Source organism: Microbacterium sp. APC 3901, from assembly GCF_030407765.1.
GTDB lineage: Bacteria > Actinomycetota > Actinomycetes > Actinomycetales > Microbacteriaceae > Microbacterium.
On sequence record NZ_JASDCU010000007.1, the window covers coordinates 202177 to 209417 of the forward strand.

The 7241-nt window shown below is 67.0% G+C and carries 9 protein-coding genes; 6 read left to right on the top strand and 3 right to left on the bottom strand.

Translation table 11 applies throughout. From position 1 onward, the window contains the following. Nucleotides 1-212: 212 nt before the first annotated feature. The 4 genes from QMA07_RS08650 to QMA07_RS08665 all read left to right on the top strand — a co-directional run bounded on the left by QMA07_RS08650 (nt 213) and on the right by QMA07_RS08665 (nt 2304). Nucleotides 213-1277 carry a M4 family metallopeptidase gene (locus tag QMA07_RS08650; protein WP_290161167.1) on the top strand — a complete coding sequence of 355 codons (1065 nt, stop codon included), beginning with the start codon at nt 213-215 and terminating at the stop codon, nt 1275-1277. Beyond that, nucleotides 1252-1557 (top strand): protealysin inhibitor emfourin, encoded by a 306-nt coding sequence (locus tag QMA07_RS08655; RefSeq protein ID WP_290161168.1) that lies wholly within the window; start codon nt 1252-1254, stop codon nt 1555-1557. Before QMA07_RS08650 ends, QMA07_RS08655 begins: the two co-directional genes overlap by 26 nt. Before the next feature lie 78 nt (nt 1558-1635). Next, nucleotides 1636-1965 carry a hypothetical protein gene (locus QMA07_RS08660; protein ID WP_290161169.1) on the top strand — a complete coding sequence of 110 codons (330 nt, stop codon included), beginning with the start codon at nt 1636-1638 and terminating at the stop codon, nt 1963-1965. Between the two features lie 99 nt (nt 1966-2064). Then, nucleotides 2065-2304 carry a hypothetical protein gene (locus QMA07_RS08665; RefSeq protein WP_290161170.1) on the top strand — a complete coding sequence of 80 codons (240 nt, stop codon included), beginning with the start codon at nt 2065-2067 and terminating at the stop codon, nt 2302-2304. A 21-nt stretch (nt 2305-2325) separates the two neighbouring features. Here the strand turns inward: QMA07_RS08665 and QMA07_RS08670 are convergent, their stop codons facing one another. Continuing rightward, nucleotides 2326-3378: a mechanosensitive ion channel domain-containing protein gene (locus tag QMA07_RS08670; protein ID WP_290161171.1), complete on the bottom strand. Its 1053-nt coding sequence runs from the start codon at nt 3376-3378 to the stop codon at nt 2326-2328. A gap of 84 nt (nt 3379-3462) precedes the next feature. Between QMA07_RS08670 and QMA07_RS08675 the strand changes: the two genes are divergently transcribed. Next, the gene (locus tag QMA07_RS08675; RefSeq protein WP_290161172.1) at nt 3463-4218 is read left to right on the top strand and encodes a ribonuclease H; all 756 of its coding nucleotides are present in this window, start codon (nt 3463-3465) and stop codon (nt 4216-4218) included. Nucleotides 4219-4263: 45 nt separating this feature from the next. After that, a complete protein-coding gene (locus tag QMA07_RS08680; RefSeq protein WP_290161173.1) occupies nt 4264-4680 on the top strand; it encodes a DoxX family membrane protein in 417 nt (138 codons plus the stop codon). A 104-nt stretch (nt 4681-4784) separates the two neighbouring features. On the opposite strand, the gene QMA07_RS08685 is transcribed toward QMA07_RS08680, so the two are convergent. Both QMA07_RS08685 and QMA07_RS08690 read right to left on the bottom strand, forming a co-directional pair. Beyond that, nucleotides 4785-5762: an SRPBCC family protein gene (locus tag QMA07_RS08685; RefSeq protein ID WP_290161174.1), complete on the bottom strand. Its 978-nt coding sequence runs from the start codon at nt 5760-5762 to the stop codon at nt 4785-4787. A gap of 1 nt (nt 5763) precedes the next feature. Then, a complete protein-coding gene (locus tag QMA07_RS08690; protein WP_290161175.1) occupies nt 5764-6168 on the bottom strand; it encodes a helix-turn-helix domain-containing protein in 405 nt (134 codons plus the stop codon). Nucleotides 6169-7241: the final 1073 nt, after the last annotated feature.

Sequence of the window (7241 nt, forward strand, 5' to 3'; positions counted from 1 at the left end):
TTTACGCGACTTGGGGGACTCTGTTCCTGGGAGCGTCAGGGCGGCGTCTGGCGGTTCCGGTTCACAACTCAGGAAGAACGTGCGGGCTCGATGACGGGTGCCTCGGAACGGCGCGGACCGGCTCCCGACGCCTCACGATCTTCCTGAGTTATGAACGGCGAAGCCCCGCCCACCCTTGCCAGAACGTCGGACCCCCGGCGTAGGGTCTGAACATGAGCAGCCACACCGAAGCACCAGGAGTCGTCCCGTCCTACCTGCTCGCGCGCCTCGCCGAGTCCGGCCGCTACCCCCGTGCCGCCGCCGCCGCGCGGCAGACGCTCACGGCCGGCAGACCGCCGTTCCGTGCACGGCTCGACCTTTCGATCGACGAGAACGGCGACCTGGTCGCCGAGTTGTCAGACGCACCGAACCGCACGATCAGCGACGCCGGCAACACGCAGAACCTCCCCGGTGCGATCGTGCGCAGTGAAGACGACGGCCCCGTCGACGACGTGTCGGTCAACGAGGCGTTCGACGGGCTCGGGGCGACGTTCGAGATGCTGCTCTCGGCTTTTGGCCGCAGTTCCCTCAACGACGCCGGGGCACCTCTCGACGCGACCGTGCACTACGGCGTCGATTACGACAACGCCTTCTGGGACGGCGAGCGCATGGTGTTCGGCGACGGCGACGGCGAGGTGTTCGTCGGCTTCACGTCGTCGACCACCGTCATCGGTCACGAGCTCGCGCACGGCGTCGTGCAGTACACCGCCAACCTCGAGTACCAGGGGCAGCCGGGCGCACTGAACGAGTCGATCGCCGACGTGTTCGGCGCTCTCACCGAGCAGTTCCTGCTCGGGCAGAGCGCGGCCGAGGCGACGTGGCTCATCGGGGCCGAGATCTTCACGGATGCCGTCCAGGGCAGCGCACTGCGCTCCATGATCGAGCCGGGCACCGCCTACGACGACGACGAGCTGGGCAAGGATCCGCAGCCGGCGCACATGAGCGACTTCGTCCGCACGACCGAGGACAACGGCGGCGTGCACATCAACTCGGGCATCCCCAACCGCGCCTTCGCCCTCTTCGCGATCGACCTCGGCGGCAACGCGTGGGAGACTGCGGGAACCGTCTGGTATCGCGCACTCACCGGCGGCCTGTCGAGCACCGCGAACTTCACCGAGTTCGCCGACGCGACGGTCGCCGTGGCATCCGCCATCGACGATGCCACGGGCGCAGCCGCTCGACGTGCGTGGGCGACCGTGGGAGTCTATGAAGATGAGCGAGTCCCGCGCACCGACTGACCCGCAGGTCGTCATTGCGGTGGTGCGCACGGGCGGCATCGCCGGCATCCGTCGCGAGTGGCAGGTCGAACCCGACCCGGCCGAGACGAACCACTGGATCGCGATGATCGACAGCTGCCCGTGGGATGCCGACGGCGAGGCCGATGCGGGCGCAGACCGCTTCGTGTGGCTGATCAGAGTGCGCACGCCGTCGGAGGAGCGCGAGCGGGAGCTTCCCGACTCCGCGCTGGACGGCCCCTGGCGAGAACTCGTCGACGCGGTTCGTGAGGCATCCGCCTGACGAACCGCTGTCGGGCGAGCCCACCACGACGAACCATCGTCGCTGTGGATGATGGAATGACGACACGAGGGGAACACCATGCCGACGCAAGAAGAGGCCAACCGCCTGCTACAACTGTCACGCGAGGCCCATGACCGAGGCGATGCAGTGCTGCACCTGCAGGCCGAGGTCAGCCGACTCACCGGCCAGCCGTCGTCGTGGGGTTCTGCGGAGAACGACTTCGTGAGCGACGACCACATCGGCTACTTCCTCAGCGAGATCGAGCGCATCGGCTGGCGTCTCGAGCACACCGGCTACACGTTCGTGGAATCCGGCGCGACGACCTCGGCACGCATGCTGAGCACCGGCACCGGCACCGTCAACCACGGCCACGTCGCGGGCTATTTCACGTTCCGTCGCGTCGGCTGACGGCATCCGGCTGAACGGCCGCCGGAACCGACCGCCCGAACCGACCAATACGGTGTGAATCCGGCCGCCCCGCCGCGCAGCGGGTCGAGAATGGGATCCATGGGACTTTTCCAGCAGCGCTCCGATGACGAAGAGAACCAGTGGACCCTGCCCTCCGAGCCGCTCGAGCGGTCGGAATCGGAGGTTCTCGACGAGGCACCGGCGGTCGACCCGCTGTCGATCGGCCTGGGACTCGGCGCAGGTGTGTCGGTCAGTTCGGTCGCCTTCCCCGTCGCGCCGCCCCCGCCCGAGTCGTTCTCGGTAGAGAATCGCGAACCCGACCCCGACCCCGAAGACTGACGTCGGCGACGACTCGGCGCGTCAGTCCGCGAGCTGCGGTGCCACCTCGACCCGGGTGCGCGGAAGCGCGTCCGGGTGCTCCCGCTGAAGCCAGGCGATGATCTTCTCCCGCACCTCGCAGCGCAGGGTCCACTGATCGCCCGAGTCCTTGGCCGACATCACCAGACGCACAGTGACGAACCCGCCCTGCGCCTCCGTGACCGCCGCGTCTGACGAGCGGCCGTCCCACGCCGGTGACGCTTCGACGATGCGCTCGAATTCCTGGCGCAGCTCGTCCATCGGCACCCGCCAGTCGAGATCCAGGTAGACCGTTCCGAGGATCTTGTCGGACTTCCTGGTCCAGGTCTCGATCGGCGTCGTCGTGAAGTAGCTGCAGGGCACGACGAGTCGCCGTTCATCCCAGATGTAGACGACCACGTACGAGAGGTTGATCTCGCCGATACGCCCCCACTCGCCCTGGATGACCACGACGTCGCCGACCTTGACGGCGTCGGTGAACGCCACCTGCACGCCTGCGATCAGGTTGCTGAGGATCGATTGCGCAGCCAGACCCGCGATGATGCTGACGATTCCGGCTGATGCGAGAAGGCTCGTGCCGACCGCGCGCATCTCGGGGAACGTGAACAGCACGGTGCCCAGCGCGAGGACGCCGATCGTGACCAGCACGAGGCGATGGATGACGAGGAGCTGCGTGCGACGACGCCGCGCCTCCGGCCCCACGAGCACGGTCTCTTCGCGGTCGATGAGTCTTTCGAAGCCGAACGAGACCGACGCGGCGAGAAGCCACGACCCGGTCAGGATCGTGGCGATCAGGAAGATCCTCGAGACCGCCGGCCACCACGACTGCTCTGCGGGTTCGGTGACCGACGCGGCGATCCAGATCGCGACAACCACTGCCGTCACGATCATCGCGTTGCGCACCCGACGGGCGAGATCACGCACCCACGGCACCCGCCGACTGATCAGGGCGGCGACCAGAGCGAGCAGAACGAGCGCGGCTGCGGCGGCGACGATCGCGGTGCCGATCGCCACCGCGCTGCCGATCCAGGAGTTCCAGGTGAAGTCGGAAGGCATCACTCCACACTATGCCGCGGCCGGGCAGCGCGCGAAAGGCGCAGGCCAGCGGGCGGTGTCGCCGGGCGCGGCTACGGTTGAGGGATGACGATCACCGCCGCCGCAGACGGCTCCGCCCTGGGCAACCCCGGACCCAACGGCTGGGCCTGGTACATCGACGACGACAACTGGGCCGCCGGCGGATCACCGCACGGCACGAACAACCAGGGCGAGCTGCGGGCCGTGCTCGAACTGCTGCAGGCGACCGCGGGGATCTCCGAGAAGCTGATGATCGAGTGCGACAGTCGCTACGTGATCGACTCGGTGACCAAGTGGATGCCGGGGTGGAAGCGCAAGGGCTGGCGCAAGTCAGACGGCGGGCCGGTGCTCAACCGCGATCTGCTCGAAGGCATCGACGAGGCGATCCGCGGGCGCGATGTCGAGTTCTCATGGGTCAAGGGCCACGCCGGCCATCCCCTGAACGAGGCGGCTGACGAGCGCGCGAACGCCGCTGCGAAGGCCTATCAGGCGAAGCAGGAACCTCGCCGGGGGCCCGGTTTCACGATGGCGGTGGATGCCGGGGCGGCGGCGGCAGGATCCGCACCGATCGCTGCGGCGGCTCTGGCATCGTCGTCCGCCTCGACCAGCCCCGCGCCGGCTGCCGCCACTGCGAGCGCGCAGACGACCGTCGCCGAGCCGCTCTGGGCCGAGGCATCCGATCTGCTCGACGGCCTCGACGCGCCCATCGACGATCCGATCGTGGTCAGGCTCGCTCTGTCGAGCGATGAGCACGCGCGGCTGCGCGACAGCGCCGAAGCGCAGGGCATCTCGCTCGAAGAGGCGCTGCGCCGCCTGATCTGAGGCACGCGGGGCTTCGGCAGCAGACCGCCCGCGTACACTCGCACCATGTCGAAGAAGAATGTCGCACGTACCGTCGGCCGGGTCTTCCTCGGTTCCTTCCTCCTGTTCGCCGGCGTCTCGCATCTGACATTCGCCCGCGACGAGTTCCAGGCGCAGGTGCCGGACTGGGTGCCGCTGGATCCTGACGTGACCGTGCTCGCCTCGGGTGTCGTCGAGGTGGGTCTCGGCGCGGCCCTGCTCGTCGCGCGCAAGCGTCGCGGGCTGGTCGGCGTGATCACCGCGCTGTTCTTCGTCGCGGTCTTCCCCGGCAACATCGCGCAGTGGGTGGAGCACAGGGACGCCTTCGGGCTCGACACCGACATGAAGCGCTTCGTGCGTCTGTTCTTCCAGCCGGTGCTCATCGCGCTGGCCATCTGGTCGACGCGCACGCCCCGTGGCGCCGATCGCAAGGCCGCACGCTGACGTCTCCGCCCCTCGTCGTTCACAATTCAGCATGAACTTTCGCAAGACGGCGAAAAAGGAGGCGGTTCTCGGGAGAACCGCCTCCTCCTGCTGAATTCTGAACGTCAGACCGCGAGCAGCTCCTTCTCGAGGCGTGCGTACGAGGTCTCCATGCCGTCGGCCATGCCGGTGGCGAGGATCATGTCGCGCGTCTCCTTGTCGGGGTACTCGATGTAGAGCGTGATCAGCGTCGCGCCGTCCTCTTCGTAGAGGTTGAGGTCGTTCAGCGTCTCGACCGGCATCCCGATCATCCGCTCGGTCTGCACCGACCGGCGGGGTGCATCGATGAGCAGGGCCTCACCCTCGAAGCCGAACGGCTGCCCCTCCGTGTCGCCCACGGGCGCCCACGAGTTGCGATACGTCTGGCCGACCTCGGTGGCGACGACGCACTCGGTCATCTCCCACCCGTCGGGTCCGAGCAGCCACTGCTTCATGAGCTCGGGGTCGTTGTGCGCACGCCAGACCAGGTCGCGCGGGCCCTCGACGAGGCGTGTGATGCGCACGTGGACGTCGTCGAGCAGCTCGACCTGCGTGCCCTTGCCCTGCGCGTAGTCGCGGAGGTCCTGCAGCACGGCGTCGAGCTGGCTCATCGCCTGCTTCGTGCCCTCGACGGCACCCATCGCGACGATCTGCTCGAGCGCCTCGAGCGAGTCGAAGTAGCTCGTATTGACCATCCGCGTTCCCTCGGCGGTCGGCTCGAAGGTGAACGTCATGCGCATCGACGGCAGGTCGGCGTCTGGCGTGCCGCTCTCGTCGGCGAAGGCGTCGAGCACCTCGAAGCTGCGCGGCGCGTCGATGCGCAGGAACTCCCAGGTGCCGGAGGCCTTCTCGCCCCGAGGGCCGTTCATCGTGTAGTCGGCCTTGCCGCCCACGGTGTGGTCCCACTTGGTGAAGGTGGCGGGCCATCCGGGAGGACCCCAGAAGCGCTCCAGCTGGCGCGGGTCGCTGTAGGCGGCCCAGACGCGTTCGATGGGAGCCGCCAGGTCGGCGGCGACCGTCATGGTGAGGTTCTCGGTATCGGTGATGACATCGGTGACAGGCATGTCAGTCTCTCTCTTCGGTTCGTGGATCATCGGTGGTGTCGTCGTCGGACCGGCCCGTCTCCGAAGTCGTCGCAGGGCCGGCCAGCAGGTCGTCGAGTCGGGCGATGCGCGACCGCCACAGCTCTTCGTATCGGGCGAGGAGCGCCCTGGCGCGGGCGATCATCTCGGGGTTCGCGCGGACGAGCCGCTCGCGTCCCTCGGCGCGCTTGACGATGAGGTTCGCTGCTTCGAGCACGGCCACATGTTTCTGCACCGCGGCGAACGACATGTCGTATTCGGAGGCGAGGGTCGAGACGGACTGCTCCCGCTCGATCGTCCGGCGCAGGATGTCACGCCGGGTCGACGTCGCCAGTGCGTGGAACACACGGTCGACCTCCGCTTCGCTCAGTTCTCTTTGTGCAACCATTTGGTTGTACGTTATGCCTGCGTGAAGCACGTGTCAAGAGATTCGTTGTGATTCGCGTCTTTAGATCGGACTAGCCCCTTCACATCGGACTACACGAGGCTGAACCGGACTGAGTCCGATCTAAAGCAGAGCGCTGGGGTCGCCTCAACTCGCAACGACGATAAAGCCAGCTGGGATCGTGGGGAAAATCAGATTGCAAGGCGGGCTCATGCACGACGACGGTCGAAGGGGCAAACTCTAGACCCGAATACGGGCGAGATGGTGGTTGACGGAACGTGCGCCGAGACCCATACACCACCCGTTTCAGTGCCCTACGGTTTCGGCAGGGGGTTACGGCGGGTCGACGCTCGGCGCGTCGCGCTTCCCAAGCACCACCACAGGGACCCGGCCGCAAACGATCGTTTTCGGTGGATCGTTGCAGTGCGCCTCATCGGGCCCGCCATAAAGGTGGGTCGTAACCGGGTTTTGGTAGAGGGTTTCGGCTGGGGCAGAGAGCGACGGGCAGTTCCGCAGCTGCTGCACTCTGGTGCGCCAGCAGCTTCCTTTCTCGCCTAGAACTGAGCGTCGGTTTTGATCGGTGCGAGTGCGTTCATGAATCCCTTGGAGCATCCGCTAGATCCCGCGAGTCGATCGATGTCGAGTTCGTTCAGGGGTCGGCCGATGATCGCTTGTGGCAGTGCGGCCGCAAACCGCTGCTGGTAGCCGAGCGAGGTTGTGTCTTCTGCGGGTGTCGTGATCTGGACGTCAGTCACGGTGTCGTTCGCGATCGGGGTGCTTCAGGTTTTCCCCGATCCCAGGCGGGACTAGGGGTCGGGGAGTGGGCTCCCACGCGTTTTCCACGTTAGGCCGTTCGATTTTCCACGGTGGGTCGAAAGCCCCCGAGTTTCCGCGGTTCTGAACTTGCCTGCGCGCGCCCGTTCTGGACACGCTTCCGCCTGCGCGACGCGCTGTTGCACGCCCCGGATCGGTGGCTTCCTGCTTCATCCGGTACCGCTCCAGCAAGCTGGAGTCTGACGTCACGTCCACAGGCGTAAACCGCGGGCCCGTTCCCCCGAAGCCAGTGGTGGCTGTGC